Here is a 17,510-nt window from a genome sequence, read left to right on the forward strand (position 1 = left end):
TTCAACGATGTCGAGCAAGCGACGATCTCGAGCGGGCTATGCTGCCGAGCAGTTTAATGGTCCATCGCCGGAGCCGGAAGCCGGCTCCTTGCAACGGCGCCGCACGGGCTATGATGCCGTGCAGGCGATGATCTTGTGCCATTCAATGTGCATGGTCAGAGTCGGACGCTTGCGGCGAGGTCAACCGCTGCAGCAGGGCGTCGAGCAGTGAGGCGGGCAACTCGGCGCTCACCGGCAGATACCACCAGTGCGCCGGCGCGAAGGCCCGGCACTTGACCGCATCCTTCTCCGTCATCAGCAGGGGGCGCTCGCCGAAGCGGGCGAGCAGCTCATCCCGATCAAAGGCCTGATGATCCGCATAACCGACACTCTCTGCCAGCTCATAACCGAGCCCGGTCAGGGTGGCAAAGAAGCGGGGGGGATGGCCTATGCCCGCCAATGCGTCCACAGGTCCGGCGAGGGGGGCCTCGAGGGGGGCATCGTCGCATACGCGGCGCGGCGCGGCCGCCACCAGTGCCATGGGGTATTCCCCCTGGGCCGGGGTCCCGCCGTTGCAGATGATGGCATCGACCCGCTTGAGGCGGGTCATGGGTTCGCGCAGCGGCCCCATGGGCAGCAGGCAGCCATTGCCAAAGCGCCGGGCCCCATCCACCACCACCAGCTCTATGTCCCGTGCCAGGGCGTAGTGCTGCAGGCCGTCGTCGGTGATGATGATGTCCACCTCGCCGCTCTGCTCAAGCTGACGCACCGCATCGGCGCGCTTGGGTGCCACCACCACGGGGCAGCCGCAGCGCCGGGCGATGAGCACCGGCTCATCCCCCGCCTGGGCCGTGGTGCTGGTGGCGTCCAGCCGATAAGGGTAATGGGGCGCCTTGCCACCATAACCCCGACTGACTACGCCGGGGCGCCAGCCACGGGCTTGCAGCTGTTCCACCAGCCAGACCACGACAGGGGTCTTGCCGTTGCCGCCGACCGAGATATTGCCCACCACTATCACCGGCAGGCTGGCCCGATAGCGGCTGAGCCAGCCGCGCCGGTAAGCGAAACGGCGCCCGCCGCTGACGAGGGCAAACAACAGGGCCAAGGGGGCCAGCGCCCAGCGCCAGCCACTCTTGCCGTACCAGAGACGCTCCAGCATCAGCCCTTGTTACTCACGGCGACGTTGCCAAACTGAATGGCCCGCAACTGGGCATATGTGCCCTGTTGGGCCATCAGGGCGTCATGGTTGCCGCGCTCGACGATATGACCCTCGTCGATCACCAGGATCTCGTCCGCCTTCTCTATGGTGGAGAGACGGTGGGCGATGACCAGTGAGGTGCGCGCCTTGCACAGCTCGTCGATGGCCGCCTGGATGTGGCGCTCGGATTCTGTATCCAGGGCCGAGGTGGCCTCGTCCAGCAGCAGCACGGGGGAGTCCCGCAGCAGGGCGCGGGCGATGGCGATGCGCTGGCGCTGGCCACCAGACAATGAAGCGCCGTTCTCGCCGATGACGGTGTCATAGCCTTCCGGCATCTTGCGCACGAACTCGTCGGCATGGGCGATGCGGGCCGCATGCTGTATCTCTTCCCGGCTGTACTTGTCTTCTGCCGCGTAGGCGATGTTGTTGGCCACGGAGTCGTTGAACAGGTGCACATGCTGGGAAACCAGGGCGTACTGCTTGCGCAGCTCGCTCAACTTGTATTCGCGGATGTTGACGCCGTCCAGCAGTATCTCCCCCTGCTCTATGTCATAGAAGCGGGTCAACAGGCTGGCGATGGTGCTCTTGCCGGAGCCGGAGCGACCCACCAGGGCCACGGACTTGCCCGCCTCCACCTTGAAGCTGATGTTGTGCAGCGCCGGGGTCTCCTTGGTCGGATAGGTGAAGGTGACGTTGCGAAACTCTATCTCCCCACGGGCACGCTCCAGGGTGCGGGTGCCGGTGTCCTGCTCCGGGGTAGAGTCCAGCAGACCGAACAGGCTTTGGCAGGCGGTGATGCCACGCTGGAACTGGTTGTTCACGTCGGTCAGACTTTTCAGCGGCTTGAGCAGCATCATCATGGAGGTGACCATGACGGTGAAGGTACCCGCAGTCAGGGTCGCCTTGACCGAGTCTATGGTCGCCACGTAGAGGAAGACCGCCAGGGCGACCGAGGCCACCATCTGGACTATGGGGCTGCCGATGGCATCGGCCGCCACCATCTTCATGGTCTGCTGGCGCATCCGGTTGCTGACGGTGAAGAAGCGCTTGTCCTCCACCTGCTGGCCACCGAACATCAGCACCTCTTTATGGCCCTTGAGCATCTGCTCGGTGGAGGTGGTGATGTCACCCACCGCCTGCTGTATGTGACGGCTGATCTTGCGAAAACGACGGCTGATGAGACCAATCAGCACGCCCACCACAGGGCCGACCACCAGGAAGATCACCGACAACTGCCAGGAGTGCCAGAACATCAGGCCGAGCAGGCCGATGACGGTGGCCCCTTCGCGCACCAGCGACACCAGGGTGGAGCTTGCGGCGGACGACACCTGACCGGCGTCATAGGTCACCTTGGAGAGCAGGTTGCCGGTATTCTGGCGGTCGAAGAAGCTCATGGGCATGGCCATCAGGTGGCTGAACACCTGCTGCTGCAGCCGCATCACCACATGGTTGCCGACCCAGGCCATGCAGTAGTTGGAAAGGAAGGCGGCGCAACCGCGCAGGGCGACGATGCCGAGCACGAAGAAGGGCATCCACTTGAGCACGCTGCTGTCGTTGCCGTTGAGGCCCTGATCGATGAGCGGCTTGATGGAGTAGACGAAGGTGGTATCCACGGCCGCATAACCCAGCATGCCGATGATGCCGCCCACCAGCCCCAGTTTGCGATCCCGGACATAACCGAGCAGGCGTTTGAAGACGGGCCAGCTCTCTTGTGAGGTTTCTTGTTGCATGAATAGCCGTTAATAAGGGAAATGACGGGGTATTCTAGCCAAAGCGCAGGATTACACCAAGCGTTGCCATAGCCTGACCATCTCCCTACCCCTTCCTCATAGGGAAATGACGGATTATTGCCCTGGCCAAAGCGCAGGATTACACCAAGCGTTGCCATAACCTGGCCATCTCCCCCACCCTTCCTCAAAGGAAAATGACGGATTATTGCCCTAGCCAAAGCACAGGATTACACCAAGCGTTGCCATAGCCTGGCCCCACCCCAAAGCGAAATGACAGCTAAGGGAGTGGTTCTAGCGCCATAACCTGGGTTGCCACCAGTGGCCATTGCGCCTGTACCAGGGGCCCTGCTCGCGCTCGGCCCGGATCTTGAGCCCGGCCTCCCCCGCCTCGATCAGGATGGCGCCATCCTGCCCCGTCACCCACTGACGGGCCCCCTGGTATCTTGCCACCACCTCGGGGCGGGGAAACTGCCACTGGTTTCTGTCGCCGGCGCTGTGGATGACGACATCCGGGTTCACCGCCGCCACGAAGCCCGGGGTCGAGGAGGTGCGGCTGCCATGGTGAGGGCTCACCAGTACAGTGCTGGAAAGGGTGCTGAAGTCAGCACTGGAAAATGTGCTGGCGAGTTCCTCTCCTTCACCCTGCTCTTCCAGGGCCAGCAGGCGGCGCTCCGCCCCCTGCTCTATGTCGCCGCTGAGCAGGATGCGATGCCGGCCGTCGCTTATCTGCACCACGCAACTGTCGTTGTTGCGCCCCGCCCCCGGCCGCTCGGGCCAGAGCACGCGCACCTCCAGCCCCTGCCAGTGCCAGCGCTGACCGCGGCGACACAGTGTCGTGCTGCGCGCGAAGCCGAACGAGGAGAGCTCGCGGCGCACCGGCATCGCCTGCAGCATGGCGCGCCTGTTGCCCGCATGATCCCTGTCCTTGTGACTGATGATGAGGGCATCGAGCACCCGCACATCGAGGCGGCTCAGCACGGGCAGTATGGCGGCCTCCGCCATGTTGTAGCCGCCGGGGTAGCTATTCCCGGTGTCATAGAGGATGCCGCGCTCGCCCCGGGTGACGAGCACCGACAAGCCCTGCCCCACATCCAGCACCCGCACCTGCCAGGGCGTGGGAGCAGGCCAGGCACCCAGTAGCAGGGCGGCCCCCACAGGGAGCAGCAAGCCGCGCCCTCCCGGCAACTGCCAGGCCCCCCACAGCAGCACCAGCAAGGCGCTGACGGGCATCAGCCAGCCGGGAACAGGCCACCAGAGCTGCAGATGGTCCGCCAGCAGGCCGAGTCCCCACAACACCCAGGTCAGCCCCAGATCGGACAGCCAGAACAGGGCATGAGCCAGGGCGGTGGAGAGCGGCGCCAACAGCACGCCGATCAGCGCCAGCGGAATGATGCCGAGGCAGAACAGCGGCAACGCCAGCAGATTGAGCAAGAGCGCCAGCGGGGCCATGCCCTCGAACAGCAGCAGTTGCAGGGGCAGCAGGCCGAGCAGCAGCAGGATCTGCAGCCGCACCAGTCCGGGACGCGCGTGCAGCAGGCTCGCCAGCAACAGCAGGGCCACCGCCATGAAGGAGAGCCAGAAACCGGCCGAGTAGAGGGCGAAGGGATCCCAGAGCACTATCACCACGAAGGCCCACAGCCAGATGCGGTGGCTGGGCCAGTCCCGATTCAACCAGCGCAGCAGGCTCCACACCAGCACCATGATGAGGGCCCGCTCGGTCGCCACAGCGAATCCCGCCAGCCAGCTGTAGACGGCGGCAAACAAGAGGGAGACCACAATGGCCCCCCGCAACCCCAGCAGCCGCCCCAGCCACCAGCCGAGCACCGCCACCAGGGCGATATGCTGGCCCGAGATGGCGATGATATGGGTCAGGCCGCTGCCGCGAAACAGATCCCACTGGGCATCCGTGATGCCCCCCTGCTCCCCGAAGCTGAGCGCCGCCAGCAAGGGGGCCTGCTCCAGTCCCTGCCAGGCGCTGCTGGCTGCGGCCAGCCAGCGCTCGCGCATCCCGGGGGCTGCCTCCTGGACCTCGACGATCCGGCGCAGGTTGCCGGTCGCCGTGATCCCCTTGCCAAGCAGCAGGCGCCGCCCATCCATGCCCGCCTCGTTGGCCAGCCCATGGGCGGGCTTGAGGGAGCTCACCAGGGTGATGCGACTGCCGGCCGGCAAAGGGGGCAACCCTTGGTAGGCATTGATCCTGACCAGGGGGGCTATCGTGAGGGGCTGCTCGTCCAGCGTCTCCACCCGCAGCAGCAGGCGGGCAAATTTATCTCGCGGTTTATCGCCCGAGGACTCCGTACTTTGCACCCGTGCGGTTATGATGTGGCTGGTCTGTGTCTCCAGCTTGTCCAGCCAGGCCAACCGATACTGCAGGTTCAGCTGCATCCAGAGCATGCCGAGCACCAGAAACATGAGCCGCCAATGACGGCCATGGGCGAGCAGGATGGCGAGGGCCAGCAGCGCGCCGCCCCATGCAGTAGAGGGTAACCAGGGCCAGAGCAGTGAGGAGCTTGCCCCCAGGGCAAACGACAACAGACGCAGATCCATGGAGCAAGTATTTAGCAAGGTTTCAAACATGCCCAAACGACTCATAAAACGCTGGCTGCCCGATCAGGACAAGCTCAAGGAACACAAGCACTTGCGGCTGTTCGGCAAGCTCCTGCTCGATGCCAACCTCTGGCACCTCAACCGCCGCTCCGCCGCCGGTGCCTTCGCGGTCGGCCTCTTCATGGCCTGGATCCCGCTCCCCTGCCAGATGCTGCTGGCGGCCGGTGGCGCCATCCTCTTTAGGGTCAATCTGCCCCTCTCGGTCGCCCTGGTCTGGCTCTCCAACCCCTTCACCATGCCGCCGCTGTTCTATGGCGCCTATCTGGTGGGCTGCCAGCTGCTCGGGCACCCCGCCCAGCACATCGATATCCAGTTCACCTGGGAGTGGCTTGTCTCGGTATTTGAAACCCTGGCCCCGCCGCTGCTGCTGGGCTCCCTGGTGCTCGCGCTGCTGAGCGCCTTGATGGGTTACGCCTTCATCCGCACCTTCTGGCGCATCAACACAGTGCGCCAGTGGCAGAAGCGCAAGGAGGCGCGGGCATGCTGAGCCGCTGGCTGGCCCGTTTCAAGATAGACCCGGACACCCTGCGCCAGCAGAAGTGGTTCGCCCTCTTTGGTGAGCGCCTGCTGACCCCCGCCCTCTGGCAGGGCGGCACCCGGGCGCTCAGCGGCGCCGTGGCGGCCGGCCTCTTCGCCAGCTGGATCCCCATCCCCATGCACTCCCTCGTCGCGGTCGGACTGGCGCTGGCGTTTCGCCTCAACCTGCCGCTGGCCCTGCTGGCGGTCTGGTTCAACAACCCGTTGACGCTGCCCTTCATGTACCTCTATGCCTATCGCACCGGCTGCCTGGTGCTGCACCAGACGCCCGAGCCCTTCCACCTCACCTGGTCATTGCACTGGCTGGAGCACGAAGCGGCGACCCTGGTGCCCCCCTTCCTGCTCGGCAGCCTGTTGCTTGCGGTGCTGACCGCCGCCACCGGGGCCCTGCTCACCTTCATGATGCTGCAACTGGGCAGACTGACCCGCGCCCGCTGAGCCTCCTGCCCGCCCTTCGGCTTAGCCACAGGGCGCAATTCGCGCCGCCTTGCCATCGTTTGGCTCTGCCACCACACTCCTTGTAGCCCTCAGCTTGCCGCTACCTGCAAAGACAAGGAGTTCACCATGGCCCAACCCCTGACGCTGGCCTATGCCAATGGCCAACCCATCTCACTGCAGCCCGCCATGGCCAACCGCCACGGCCTCATCACAGGTGCCACGGGGACCGGCAAGACAGTCACCCTGCAGGTGCTGGCAGAGGGGTTCTCCCGCCTCGGGGTGCCGGTCTTTCTGGCGGATGTGAAGGGGGATCTCAGCGGCCTCGGCGCCGCCGGCACCCCGTCGAGCAAGCTGGATGCCCGTCTGGCCCAGCTCGGCATCCCGGCCCCCGCCTTCGCCCCCAGTCCGACCCTGTTCTGGGACCTGTTTGCGGAGCAGGGGCACCCGGTGCGGGCCACAGTCTCCGACATGGGGCCCCTGCTGCTCGCCCGTCTGCTCGGCCTCAACGACACCCAGAGCGGGGTGCTGGAGCTGGTGTTCAAGGTGGCGGACGACGAGGGCTTGCTGCTGCTCGATCTGAAAGACTTGCGCGCCATGGTGCAGTTTGCCGGAGACAACGCCAAATCCCTTACCACCCGCTATGGCAATGTGTCCACCGCCTCCATCGGCGCCATACTGCGCAACCTGCTCACCCTGGAGAGTGCGGGAGGGGACCACTTCTTCGGCGAGCCCATGCTGGACATTCAGGATCTGCTGCAGACCGACGGGGCCGGCCACGGCCACATCAATGTGCTGGCGGCCGGCAAGCTCACCCAGTCCAGCCGCCTCTATGCCTGCTTCCTGCTCTGGCTGTTGTCCGAGCTGTTCGAGCAACTGCCCGAGGTGGGGGATCCCGATAAACCCGTGCTGGTGTTCTTCTTCGACGAGGCTCACCTGCTGTTCAACGACGCCCCCAAGGCGCTGCTGGAGAAGATAGAGCTGGTGGTGCGCCTCATCCGCTCGAAAGGAGTGGGCGTCTATTTCGTGACCCAGAGCCCGGCCGACATTCCCGACAGCGTGCTGGGACAGCTCGGCAACCGGGTGCAGCACGCCCTGCGCGCCTTTACGCCGAGCGACCAAAAAGCGGTGCGCATCGCCGCCAACACCCTGAGAGCCAACCCGGCCTTCGACGCGGCCGGCGTCATCACCGAGCTCGGGGTGGGCGAGGCCCTGGTCTCCCTGCTCGATGAGAAGGGGCGCCCAAGCGTGGTGGAGCGCGCCTTTATCGCCCCGCCCGCCAGTCGCATAGGTCCCCTGGGCGACGCCGAGCGGCAGGCCCTGATCCAGGGATCAGTGCTTCACGGCAGATACGAGACCCGCGAGGATCGCGAATCCGCCTTCGAGCGCCTCAATGGCGGGGCACCAGCCGCCTCGGATGATGCCTCCCAGACCCCGTCGGAGCAGGGGGGCGGATTGCTCGACGCCCTCAACGGTATCCTGTTCGGTCGCACAGGCCCGCGCGGTGGCCAGCATGACGGCGTGGTGCAGACAGCCGCCAAGAGCGTGGCCCGTACCCTGGGCAACGAGGTGGGGCGCCAGCTGGTACGGGGCGTACTCGGCTCCCTGCTGGGGGGCAGCAAACGGCGCCGCTGATGCCGGAAAACAGGCATGAAAAAGCCCGCCGACATGGCGGGCTTTTTACTGAGCGGATGCCGATGGTTGTGCTTACAACACCTTGGCAATGGCATCGCACAGGGGATCTATGATATTGACGCGGGTGATTCCCGCATAGAACCTCTTCGCCTCAGTTACAGCACCTTGGCGATGGCATCGCACAGGGGATCTATGTTGGCTCGGGTGATCCCGGCCACGCTGATCCGGCCGGAACCGACGATATAGATGGCAAACTCGCTCTTGAGACGCTCAACCTGATCCTTGGAGAGACCGGAGAAGGAGAACATGCCGTTCTGCTCGCGGATGAAGCTGAAGTCCTGGCTCACACCGAGGGCAGCCAACTTCTCTACCAGCAGTTCGCGCATCTCGCGAATACGCACCCGCATGGCCGCCACCTCTTCCACCCACTCGGCATAGAGGGCCGGATCGCTGACTATGGTGGTCACCACGGCGGCGCCGTGTGACGGCGGGTTGGAGTAGTTGGCACGGATGACGGTCTTGACCTGGGTGAAGGCCACATCGGCAATCGCCTTGGTCGCGCTGACCAGGGTGAAGGCACCGACCCGCTCGTTGTAGAGGCCGAAGTTCTTGGAGAAGGAACTCGCCACCAGCAGTTCGTCATGGCACTCGGCGAAGATGCGCAGCCCCTCGGCATCTTCCTCTATACCACGGGCAAAACCCTGATAGGCGAAGTCAAACAGCGGCAGCCAGCCGGCGGCGGCGCTCTGCTTGGCCAGGGCGCGCCACTGATCAGCTGTGGGGTCTATGCCGGTCGGGTTGTGGCAGCAGCCGTGCAGCAGCACCAGATCGCCGGCCTGCGCTTCGCAGAGCGACGCCTGCATGGCGGCAAAGTCGAGACCCTTGGTCGCCGCATCGTAGTACTTGTACCACTTGACGGTGAGGCCGGCGGCCTGGAACACGCTGACGTGGTTGGCCCAGGTGGGATCGGAGATCCAGATGGTCTTGGCCAGACCGTTGCGCACCACGAACTCGGCGGCGATGCGCAGGGCACCTGTACCGCCCGGCGCCTGGGCTGTCTTGGCGCGGCCGCTGGCAATCAGGGCGGAATCCTGCCCGAACAGCAGTTGCTGCACTATGCGGCCATATTCGATATTGCCTTCAATACCGAGGTAGTTCTTGGTTTTCTCGTCGGTGAGCAGCTTCTGCTCGGCTTTCTTGACGCAATGAAGGATAGGAGTGGCACCGGTCTCATCCTTGTAGATCCCGACCCCCAGATTGATCTTGTGGCTGCGAGAGTCGGCACGGAAGGCTTCGGTCAGGCCCAGGATCGGATCCGCTGGGGCGGCAACAACCTTTTCAAACATGGTATTCCCTGTATTCCGTTGAGTTCGTTGGCTGGCAAACTAGGTTGGCAAACAAAAGCGCTCCTTTGGCGAGCGCTCCGTCAACTCTTTATACCACTGCCTTCCATAGGGGAAAACCGCTTTCTCAAGGGTGATGACGGGCCCCCTCAGCCGATGGCATGCCAGCCCGATGCCAGGGCGCATACCTCGGCCGACAGGCCGCGGTTGGACTCTACCAGATCGCTGCACAGGGCCCGCAATGGACGGGGTATCCGGCTCGGCTCCCAGGGGCGAGCGTCCTGCAGAGGGGCGGCATAGGCCTCCTTGATGGGAGCCAGATCCCGGGGCAGCCACCAGCTTGCCGGACGCCCCAGTCGCTGGGCCAGCGCCTGCACCCGATCCACCCCGGCAGGGTCGAGAGCGGTGAGATGGCTCCACAGCACATTGGGCGGCAAAGCGGCCACCACCTGCTGCAGGGCCAGGGAGGCAGATGGGGGTGCCCACACCAGCAAGCAGCCTGACTCAAGAAGAAGCTCGGCAAAGGCGCCGACGCTGTCGGTGGTGATCACCCGCTCGATATTCCCTTCCCCCCACAGGATCTTGCCAAGACCCGCAAGGGTGCGCTCAGGCAGGGCCACTTCGCCGAGGGCCTGCAGCCAGGGCGCCGCGTCGATCAGGGTACCGCTGCTAAAAAAGAGGCTGAACGGCTGGGCGGAGCGCAAGCGCAACAGCTGATCGGCACAGAGCCGAATGCCCTTGTCCTCAAAGTCGATCTGCTCGTTGGGGGTGAAGTTCACATCTGACTTGCGATAGAGCGCCGCCAGCACCCGCTCGTTAACCTGCTCCCCCAACTGCCAACCCTGAGCATGAAGCCACTCCTCAGGCTCGGGGAGAGCGGTGGCGATCTCGGCCAGCATCAGCTCGCGGGTGAGATAGCGCCGTCCGGCCGGTGTGAGCTCATAGCTGTTGCTGCCATGGGCGAGCAGCAGCTGGTTATCCTTGAGCAGACCCACCAGCGGTTGCCACTGGCGGCCACGGATCACCACAGGCGAGTGGCCCAGCAACTGCTGCGCCAACGCCCGCCACTCGGGGTGACTGAAATCGATCACACGCATCCTTCCCTGTCGGCAGACCATCTTTCAACGAATTGAATAATCTAGCGATTTACGAGGGGGGAGCCAAGGACGGAAAAGAGACAACGTGACCTGGCGCAGGGCCAAACAGCGGGGTATGAGGAAGGTGAAAGGCAGATAAAACAAAACGGCCAAGCAAGCTTGGCCGTTTATCAACTAAATCCGTACTAAGACTGGATTAGAAGTTGTATTGCAGGGCAACAGTGAACTCGTCGTCCATGTCGTCGATACCCTGGATCTTGTACTCGGTGTACGCCTTCAGCTTGGAAGTGAAGTTGTACTGTACGCCCAGCAGGGTTTCGTCAACCATGTCTTCGTAGGAAGAACCGGCAGAGTTGTCCTTGCCTTCCTTGAAGTTGTAGCCAGCCAGGAAGGTCCAGGCATCAACGTTGTAGGAAGCAGCCAGCTCGTAGCCACGACCTTCACCCTTGTAACCGGTGGTGTCGTTCTTCAGGTCGCCTTCGGTGTAGACACCGGCGAAGTAGAAGCCGTTGATGGCGTAGTGTGCGCCCAGCGCCCACTCGGACTTGTCACCAGTATTGGTGCTGGTGGTGCTTTCCAGGTCGGAGTAAGCATAACCGCCGTTCAGGCCCAGACCGAAGTCGAAGTCATAACCGATGGCAGCTGCGTAGCCGTAGTTACGCTTCAGGTCCGGGAATACGGTAGTGACGGTTTGGCCACCCATGTCAGAAACCTTGACGGCTTCGTCGTCGTTGGTCTGGTAGGACACTTTGCCCTTGAAACCACCGTAGGTGTTGGAGTAGATGATCTGGCCTTCTTGACGACCGTCGTAGAAGTTACCGTAATCACCCCACTCGTTGAAGATATCGGTCGGCTCCAGCACGTCGTAGAACGCGGTGTCGGTCTGGCCGAAGATGATCTTGCCGTACTGGGTACCGTCGAAGCCAACCCAGATGTGACGGGAGTTGAACTTGTTGTCGGAGTTTTCGGCGGAAACCTGCCACTCGGTCTTGGCGATACCGGACCAGGTGTTGTTCAGCGCAACTTTACCGGACCAGCCCAGACGGGAGGAACCGATCAGCTCGGCATCACCAGCGTTGCTGGCAGTGATGGGGCTGGCGTCTTGGCTGTCAGCGTAGTAGTTAGCCTGAACACGGCCGTAGATATCAAAAGAGGTACCGTCTTTGTCATAAACGACTGCGGCGTTAGCGGCAGATGCGAACAGAGCCGGGATAGCGATAGCCAGAATTGTCTTTTTCATAGTTGTTTCCAATGCCTACTGTAATTAAACACTAAGTCCTTGTTATTCCCTGTGTTAGCGATGTTCTTTGCATCACTATGCCGCCGAGACTATCACCGGGTTTTAGGATCCGCAACGAAAAAACTTGGAACTTTTTGAGAAAACCATAGTCATAGGGAAAAATTTGTGAGCTGAATCCCATATTGTTTGCCCTCTCAGGGAAAACGTTTACAGCGATACTTGCTGCCTGAACAGCCCTTTTTTGGTGGTTTATTGCACGTGCCATCCACCCCATAACATAAGTGCGGATCCCGACCCCTAACCCCTGCCTCGCCTTGCCTCGACCCAGGCCGCCTGTTGCGGGTATCCTGTGGCCATTCATCCCAGACACGGTCACACCTCATTCATGCTATCGACTCGCCTCAAAGCCACCATTCGCAATACCTATCGACAGATTGCCGATGGTTTACCCGGTTTTGTGCCGCGCAAGGAGCAGAATTTTCTGGTGGCCGAAATCGCCAAGACGCTCACCGGAGAGTATGAGAAGAGTCGCCGCATCCTGGTGGCCGAGGCGGGCACCGGCATCGGCAAATCCCTCTCCTATGCCCAGGGCGCCATCCCGGTGGCGCGGCTCACCCAGAAGAAGCTGGTGATCTCCACCGCCACCGTCGCCCTGCAGGAACAGCTGATCCACAAGGACCTGCCGTTCTACCATCGCCACAGCGAGCTGCCGTTTCGCTTCATGCTGGTCAAGGGGCGCCAGCGTTACTGCTGCGAGCATCTGCTTGAACAAGCGGCAAGTGGCGCCGAGATGGCCAATTTCGAACTCGATTTCGGCAGCTTGAGTAAGCACAAGCCGTCAGATTCTGACAAGGAGCGCTATCAGGCGCTGTGGCAGGCCTACACCGAGGGGAAGTGGGACGGGGACAGGGACAACTGGCCCAAGCCCATCCCGGATCTGTGCTGGGATCGCATCGCCGCCGATCGCCACAGCTGCAACAAGGCGCTGAGCCACCATCAGCACTGCCCCTTCCACCGTGCCAGGAACGACATGGACGCTGCCGATGTGCTGGTAGTCAACCATGCCCTGCTGCTCTCCGATCTCACCATGGGCGGCGGCATCATACTGCCGCCACCGGACGAGTGCATCTATGTGCTGGATGAGGCCCACCACCTGCCGACCATAGCCCGGGATCACGGCGCCGCCTCCGCCAGCATCAAGGGGTCCCGCCGCTGGCTGGAAAAACTGGTGCAGAGCGCCGGCAAGCTGGCCAGGACGCTGAACAAGGAGAGCTTGCTCGACCCCCAGCTCAAGCTGCAGGATGCCCTGGCCTCCCTGCAGCCGGATCTCAAGGCGCTGGAGCAGTGGCTCGCCGGCAACGATCAGCTGTTTGGCTCCGAGCAGCACCACAGATTTGCCGAAGGGGTGCTGCCCGATCCCCTGCCCATGCTGGCGGAGAACCTGAAGGAGGCGAGCAAGAAGGCGCTGCGGGCGCTGGACAGGATGCAGGGTGCCATCGGCGAGGCGCTCAAGGACGGCGAGATCCGTCGCAAGGAGGCCGAACCCCTGCTGGCGGAGAGCGGTTTTCACCTGCAGCGGCTGGAGAGTTTCTGCGCCCTGTGGGAGATGCTGAGTCGTCACGTGCCCACGGGCAAGACACCGCTGGCCCGCTGGATGGCCAGGAGCGAGGATGGGGACATCTGGCTGCACGCCTCCCCCATAGAGGTGGGTTATCTGCTGGAAGAGTGGCTCTGGTCCCGCTGTCTGGGCGCCGTGCTGGTCTCGGCCACCCTCACCGCCCTCTCCTCCTTCAGCTATTTCCGCCATCAGGTGGGACTCAAGGAGCACGACGGCACCCGCTATCTGCGACTGCGCTCTCCTTTCGAGTACCACAAGGCCGAGCTCTATCTGCCAAAAATGACCCATGAACCCAGCGCCCCCGGCTTTACCCAGGAGCTGGTCGATACCCTGCCCCGTCTGCTGGCAGGCAAGGAGGCGAGCCTGGTGCTCTTCTCCTCCTATCGGCAGATGAACGAGGTGGCGGTAGGGCTGCGGGCCAAGGGGCTCTCCCTGCTGGTGCAGGGGGAAGCGTCACGCAACGCCCTGCTGGCCTTGCACAAACAGAAGTGCGATGGCGGCCAGGCCAGCATCCTCTTTGGCACCGGCAGCTTCTCCGAGGGACTGGACCTGCCCGGTCACTATCTCACCAATCTGGTGATCACCAAGCTCCCCTTCGCGGTGCCGAACTCCCCGGTGGAAGAGGCCACCGCCGAGTGGGTCGAAAAACGCGGTGGCAACCCCTTCCTGCAACTGACGGTGCCGGAGGCGTCTCGCAAACTGATCCAGGCCTGCGGTCGTCTGATCCGCAAGGAAGCCGATCGGGGCCGGGTAACCATTCTCGATCGACGCCTGCTTACCAAGCGCTACGGCAAGGGCTTGCTCGACGCGCTGCCCCCCTTCACCCGGCGTATCGAGTGAGCCATGCCGGGTTTATTTGACAGATAAGTCAGCAAGCCGCCTGCCGGGCGGCGCCACAAACGGCTATTGCCGCTCTGGGGCAAACCTGTAAAAATGAGCCCCTATTTTTCAGTGGGCAATCGCCTGACTGTTCAAGGAGATGAAATGAAACTGACTGTTCTGGTGCCGGCTCTGGCTGGTCTGTTGTGGGCAGGTAGCGCCCTGGCTGATAGCCAACTGGAAATACACAATCCCTATGTGGTGCAGCTGATCGATGGCGAGTCCATCAATCCCAAGCTGCTGGAGAAGACCAGCAGCTTCCCCATCAGTGCCGGCAAGCACCAGGTGGTGGTGGCCTTCGAAGGCAACTACTCCAACCGCAACGACATCAAGCTGGTGACCGCCGAGCCCCTGGTGATCAACTTTACCGCCGGTGACAACCAGACCCTGATGCTGGATTTCAAGAAGCCCCGTAACGAAGACGAAGCCAAGGCATTCGTGAAAGAGCAGAAGGTCGTCCTTAAAGACAAAGTCAGCGGTCAGGCCCTGGCCAGCGAGCAATTCGTCATGCCGACCGTTGGCGGTTTCCAGCTGACCCGCGACTACCAGCAGGAGCTGCTCAAGATGGGCAAGGCCTTCAACCAGCCAGCCAGCGTTGCCGTCTCCTCTGCTGCCGTGATGGCCGCCGCCAGCGCGCCGGTCGAAGTGGCGCCGAGCAAGGCCCAGAGCAATCCGGAAGCCCTGACCCAGCTGCAAAACTGGTACAACAAGGCCGATGCGGAGACCCGCAAAGCCTTCCAGATCTGGGTGATCCAGCAGCAGTAAGGCGCAGCGCGTCGCTTTATGCATAGAGGGGAGCCTGGCTCCCCTTTTTCATATCAGTTCAGGCCGATTGCCATGTCCCTGCGCATCTTCTATCACCCCCATTACTCCTCCCTGACGCTGCCCGAGCGCCACCGCTTTCCCCTGGCCAAGTACCAGGCGCTCTACCAGATCCTGGCAACACAGGGCTATCCGCTGGCAGAGGCGCCCGCCGCGAGCCGCCAGCAGATAACGCGGGTCCACGACGCCGACTATGTGGCGGCGGCCCTTGCCGGCACCCTGGATGACGGCGCCATCCGCAGACTCGGCTTTCCCTGGTCACCCCTGCTGATTGAACGCACCCTGCGCTCGGTCGGGGCCACCATAGCCGCCAGCCGCCACGCCCTCGAACAGGGCTGCGGCCTGCAGGTCTCCGGCGGCTATCATCACGCCCACAGGGACTTTGGCAGCGGCTTCTGCCTGTTCAACGATCTGGTGATAGCGGCCAGAGCCTGCCTCGACGAGGGGCGCTGCGAGCGGGTGCTGATAGTGGATCTCGATGTCCACCAAGGGGATGGCAGCGCCGCCCTGTGCACGGGGAGCCGGGACATCATCACCCTCTCCCTGCATGGGGAGCACAATTTTCCCCACCACAAGCCCGCCTCTCACCTCGACTTCCCGCTGCCCACCGGCATGGAGGACGACGCCTACCTCGAGACCCTGACCCAGGCGCTGTCACTGGCGCTGCGCCTCTACCGCCCCGACCTCATCCTCTACCAGGCCGGGGTCGACGTGCACCAGGCCGATGAGCTCGGCTATCTCTCCCTGAGCGACGCAGGGGTGCGCCAGCGGGACGCCATGGTGTTTGACTGTGCGATAAGCCACGGCCTGCCCATCGCCGCCGTACCAGGGGGCGGTTATAGGCGCGACTGGCGGCAGTTGATCCCGCTGCACCTCTCCCTGTTCGAAGAGGCGAAAAAGCGCTATGGCTAGTGCCCCTCTCCCCCTCGCCAGTCTCTGATAACAACAAGGCGGCCCCGGGGCCGCCTCTTCTTATATAGGGCACAGCTGCGTTTTGCAGCACCTGTCACCAGAGACAGGGCAGGGCGTCATCCATGGCTCTCGACGCCTCTTTCCTTCAGACACTAGCCATCAGACACTAGCCATCAGGCATGTGCCACCGGCGTCGGATGCTCACCCACGGGACGCAGCAGCATCAGCAGATAGATGAAGGACACGCTGGCGATCATGATAAACAGCAGCTTGTCCGAAAGGTGCTGCATCAAGAGCGAGGTATAGGCCGGGCCGAGCAGGCTGCCTATGGTGTAGCTCAGCAGCAGCGCCTGATTCATCGCCACCAGCTGATGCTGCTCGACCTTCTCGCAGGCCCAGGCCATGGCCACCGGATAGAGGGTAAAACCGGCGGCGCCCAGGATGAAGAGCGCCGGGCCCATCGCCAGGTTACCGAGCATCGCCAAGGCGCCCAGGATGACCACCAGCACCTGCAGCCGCAGTACCGGCAAGCGACCGAACCTGTCTGCCAGACGGCCGGCAGGCCACTGCCCCAGGATGCCGGCGCTCACCATGACCGCCATCCAGTAGCCGATACCGGCATCACTCACTCCCTGGTGGTTCAGGTAGAGCGGCATCAGGCCATAGAGCGACCCCAACACTATGCCGGAGATGATGCAGCCATTGACCCCAAGGCGCGCCTGACGCAGGCGCAGCATGGGCCACACCCGGGTTGCCCCCTGCTGCTCGCCCTGCTCGTTGACAATGCGGGTAAACAGTAGCGGCAGGATGGCGGCCAGTACCAGGCCAGTCACCCAGGGCAGCACATCCATCAGCCCGGTCGGCAGCGTGCTGACCAGCAGTTGCCCGAGCACAGTCCCCATGTAATAGACCATCATGTAGGCGGCGAGCAGGCGCCCCCGGTTGCGTGCGTTGCCGCTGCACATCAGCGCACTCTCAACCACCACCCAGATCATGGCGCAGCCGATGCCGGCGATGAATCGCCAGATAAGCCAGCTCCAGAACCCCAGGGTGAGCCCAAGCCCGACACAGGCTGCTGCGAAGAGGGCTGAAGCCAGGTAGTAGCTGCGGTTGAACCCGACGCCTTTGATCAGCGCCCCCGCCAGCAAAGTCCCCAGCAGGTTGCCGCAAAAATAGGCGGAGCCGACCATGCCCACCTGCCAGGTCGGCAGCTTGTCATGGGCGAGCCAGAGCGGCACCAGGGTATTCAACACTGCTATGGCCAGGGTCAACAGCAGCAGGCCACAGAGCAATAACTGCACCGGCCGGGAGTATGTGGTCATGGATAAAACTCTGGGGAGAGGCAAAATGCGAGCGCATCATGCCACCGCCAATGCCATTGTCAATCGGCACTGAACGAGCCGCAGCCAGGTTTTGCCCCGGCCCGGCCATTGGCGTCATAACAGAAGAGGCGACCCCGGGGTCGCCTCTGCGTTATA

General features: G+C 63.1%; 13 protein-coding genes. 6 read left to right on the forward strand and 7 right to left on the reverse strand.

All coding sequences use genetic code 11. The features are described from left to right. Window positions 1-142 precede the first annotated feature (142 nt). The 3 genes from lpxK to AB5Y91_RS13150 form a co-directional block, all read right to left on the reverse strand. Window positions 143-1,138 (reverse strand): tetraacyldisaccharide 4'-kinase, encoded by a 996-nt coding sequence (gene lpxK / locus AB5Y91_RS13140; RefSeq protein WP_368169980.1) that lies wholly within the window; start codon window positions 1,136-1,138, stop codon window positions 143-145. Beyond that, window positions 1,138-2,907, reverse strand: a complete 1,770-nt coding sequence (gene msbA / locus AB5Y91_RS13145; RefSeq protein ID WP_106886405.1) for a lipid A ABC transporter ATP-binding protein/permease MsbA — start codon at window positions 2,905-2,907, stop codon at window positions 1,138-1,140. Before msbA ends, lpxK begins: the two co-directional genes overlap by 1 nt. Before the next feature lie 291 nt (window positions 2,908-3,198). Beyond that, the gene (locus AB5Y91_RS13150; RefSeq protein WP_368169999.1) at window positions 3,199-5,454 is read right to left on the reverse strand and encodes a DNA internalization-related competence protein ComEC/Rec2; all 2,256 of its coding nucleotides are present in this window, start codon (window positions 5,452-5,454) and stop codon (window positions 3,199-3,201) included. Between the two features lie 28 nt (window positions 5,455-5,482). On the opposite strand from AB5Y91_RS13150, the gene AB5Y91_RS13155 reads away from it, so the two are divergent. The 3 genes from AB5Y91_RS13155 (at window position 5,483) to AB5Y91_RS13165 (ending at window position 8,121) form a co-directional block, all read left to right on the forward strand. Continuing rightward, the gene (locus AB5Y91_RS13155) at window positions 5,483-6,001 is read left to right on the forward strand and encodes a DUF2062 domain-containing protein (RefSeq protein ID WP_106886404.1); all 519 of its coding nucleotides are present in this window, start codon (window positions 5,483-5,485) and stop codon (window positions 5,999-6,001) included. Then, window positions 5,995-6,489 (forward strand): DUF2062 domain-containing protein, encoded by a 495-nt coding sequence (locus AB5Y91_RS13160; RefSeq protein WP_368169981.1) that lies wholly within the window; start codon window positions 5,995-5,997, stop codon window positions 6,487-6,489. The genes AB5Y91_RS13155 and AB5Y91_RS13160 overlap by 7 nt, the downstream gene beginning before the upstream one ends. A gap of 126 nt (window positions 6,490-6,615) precedes the next feature. Beyond that, window positions 6,616-8,121, forward strand: coding sequence for a helicase HerA-like domain-containing protein (locus AB5Y91_RS13165; protein ID WP_368169982.1), 1,506 nt, complete (start codon window positions 6,616-6,618; stop codon window positions 8,119-8,121). A gap of 155 nt (window positions 8,122-8,276) precedes the next feature. Here AB5Y91_RS13165 and AB5Y91_RS13170 read toward each other — a convergent pair whose 3' ends face one another. The 3 genes from AB5Y91_RS13170 to AB5Y91_RS13180 form a co-directional block, all read right to left on the reverse strand. Then, window positions 8,277-9,467 (reverse strand): amino acid aminotransferase, encoded by a 1,191-nt coding sequence (locus AB5Y91_RS13170; protein WP_111910086.1) that lies wholly within the window; start codon window positions 9,465-9,467, stop codon window positions 8,277-8,279. A 146-nt stretch (window positions 9,468-9,613) separates the two neighbouring features. Beyond that, window positions 9,614-10,555 (reverse strand): hypothetical protein, encoded by a 942-nt coding sequence (locus AB5Y91_RS13175; RefSeq protein ID WP_368169983.1) that lies wholly within the window; start codon window positions 10,553-10,555, stop codon window positions 9,614-9,616. 202 nt (window positions 10,556-10,757) lie between these two features. After that, complete coding sequence (locus AB5Y91_RS13180) at window positions 10,758-11,801, reverse strand: porin (protein WP_202046094.1); 1,044 nt, start codon at window positions 11,799-11,801, stop codon at window positions 10,758-10,760. Window positions 11,802-12,186: 385 nt separating this feature from the next. Here AB5Y91_RS13180 and dinG point away from each other — a divergent pair, with 385 nt between their 5' ends. The 3 genes from dinG (at window position 12,187) to AB5Y91_RS13195 (ending at window position 16,032) form a co-directional block, all read left to right on the forward strand. Next, window positions 12,187-14,259 (forward strand): ATP-dependent DNA helicase DinG, encoded by a 2,073-nt coding sequence (dinG, locus tag AB5Y91_RS13185; protein ID WP_368169984.1) that lies wholly within the window; start codon window positions 12,187-12,189, stop codon window positions 14,257-14,259. 144 nt (window positions 14,260-14,403) lie between these two features. Further along, a complete protein-coding gene (locus tag AB5Y91_RS13190; RefSeq protein WP_368169985.1) occupies window positions 14,404-15,063 on the forward strand; it encodes a DUF2057 family protein in 660 nt (219 codons plus the stop codon). Window positions 15,064-15,135: 72 nt separating this feature from the next. After that, window positions 15,136-16,032 carry a histone deacetylase gene (locus AB5Y91_RS13195; RefSeq protein WP_368169986.1) on the forward strand — a complete coding sequence of 299 codons (897 nt, stop codon included), beginning with the start codon at window positions 15,136-15,138 and terminating at the stop codon, window positions 16,030-16,032. A 173-nt stretch (window positions 16,033-16,205) separates the two neighbouring features. Here AB5Y91_RS13195 and AB5Y91_RS13200 read toward each other — a convergent pair whose 3' ends face one another. Beyond that, a complete protein-coding gene (locus AB5Y91_RS13200) occupies window positions 16,206-17,354 on the reverse strand; it encodes an MFS transporter (RefSeq protein WP_368169987.1) in 1,149 nt (382 codons plus the stop codon). Window positions 17,355-17,510 lie beyond the last annotated feature (156 nt).

It is taken from the genome of Aeromonas sp. R4-3 (assembly GCF_040908275.1).
GTDB classification, from domain to species: domain Bacteria; phylum Pseudomonadota; class Gammaproteobacteria; order Enterobacterales; family Aeromonadaceae; genus Aeromonas; species Aeromonas rivipollensis.